The organism is Aeromonas sp. R5-1 (genome assembly GCF_040908265.1).
GTDB lineage: Bacteria > Pseudomonadota > Gammaproteobacteria > Enterobacterales > Aeromonadaceae > Aeromonas > Aeromonas caviae.
This window is the reverse complement of sequence record NZ_JBFODJ010000044.1, coordinates 40348-42134: the sequence shown is the minus strand read 5'-3', so window position 1 is coordinate 42134 and position 1787 is coordinate 40348. Positions and strand designations below refer to the sequence as shown.

General features: G+C 62.6%; 1 protein-coding gene. It reads right to left on the bottom strand.

The features are described from left to right. Positions 1 to 626 precede the first annotated feature (626 nt). On the bottom strand, positions 627 to 1787 hold a 1161-nt coding region (thiH, locus tag AB5Y64_RS05705), incomplete at its 5' end, for a 2-iminoacetate synthase ThiH (protein WP_368203438.1).

Here is a 1787-nt window from a genome sequence, read left to right as displayed (position 1 = left end):
GTGTGGCTTGTTTTGTTTAGCGACTAATCAGATCGCACAAACTGGACTGAGTTCCCTTCCTCCGGTGATCTACTATTCGGAACAGCTATTTAGCATCTAAACACCCCTCATGGGAAATTTTCACTTCTCAAGTTGTTGGATGGCTCACCCCAATAATTGAAGATTTAAGAGAAATAGATGCTTAAATTTCGTCCTCACAGGGTGTATTACCGTAGGGTGCAATAAGCGAAGCGAATTGCACCCTACGACCACTCCCTGAGGTTATGGCGGGCACGGTTTTGGTTCCCCCTCTTATTCGCTGAGGCGAGCACGCTTGTCCAGGCCGCGAGACAGGATGTCGAGCGAGCGGCGCCGGGCCATGGATGGCCCGTCGGCGCGTGCCGTCGGACAAGCGGGTGAGCCGAAGGAACCCGATGAAGTAGGGCGAATAAGCGGGGGTGGCCTTTCTTTTGGTGACTTTTCTTTGGCCACGCAAAGAAAAGTTACTCGCCCAAGCCCGAAGGGCGGGCGAAACCCCTTCGAGGTCAGCGGCCTCACGTCCTGCACGGCAAAGCCGTGCCTGCTTGCCACAGGCACGGAGTCTGGCTGGACGCCGGGATGCCACCGGCAAAGGGGCGTGGCCGCCCCTATCGGCCCAGGAAGGGCTCCCAGTCCTTGAACACCGGCTGCAACCCTGCCAGCCGCACGGCGGCGGCCACTTCCCCCACCGGGCGGTCGTCGTGGATGGCGAACTGCTCCAGCTCCTCTTTATCCCCCTCGGCATAGCCACCCGGCTGGGTGCGCGACTCGGCCGACATCTGGGTGATGCCAAGGCGCACTGCGCCGTTGCGAAAGGTGGCGGACTCGCGGGTCGAGAGGGACAAGTCCAGCGTGGGCGAGAAGAGGCGCCAGGCGCAGATAAGCTGGGCCAGCTGGCGATCCGACATGACCACGGCAGGCTCCAGCCCGCCGGTGCAGGGGCGCAGGCGCGGGAAGGAGAGCGAGTAGCGGCTCTGCCAGTGGTGGCGCTCAAGCCAGGCGAGGTGCTCGGCGACGAAGTAGCTGTCGGCACGCCAGTCCGCAGAGAGACCGATGAGCGCCCCCAGCCCTATCTTGTCGATACCGGCGCGGCCGAGCCGATCCGGCGTGGCGAGGCGCCATGCGATGTCCTGCTTGTTGCCGCGCAGGTGGTGGCGGGCATAGGTGGGGGCGTGGTAGGTCTCCTGATAGACCATGACCGAATCGAGGCCGAGGGTTTTCAGCTCGGCGTACTCGGCTTGCGAGAGGGGCTGCACCTCCATCCCCACCGTGCTGAAGTGACGGCGGATGATGGGCAACACCTGCCGAAAATAGGCGAGCCCCACCTTGTGCTCGTGCTCGCCGGTCACCAGCAGCACGCTGTCAAAACCGCGCGCCTTGATGGCCAGACACTCGCGCTCAATCTCCTCTGCATTCAGGGTCTTGCGCTTGAGGCGGTTGCTCATGGAGAAGCCGCAGTAGGTGCAGTCGTTGGCACAGAGGTTCGACAGATAGAGGGGCACATAGAAGCCGATGGTGTTGCCAAAGCGCTGGCGGGTCAGGCGCTCGGCCTCGGCTGCCATCTGCGGCAAATACGCCTCGGCGGCCGGGGAGATCAGCGCCATAAAGTCGGCCAGGGTGCGGCGGGAGGTAGTCAGCGCCCGCTCTACATCGGCGGCGGTCTTGGCGCGGATCTGCATGCCGATATCGTCCCACTCCAGCTCCTGCCATCTATCGAGAAAACTCTCCGACTTTCTCTCAACCCCCTCCCGGCCTCCCCCTTCACAAGG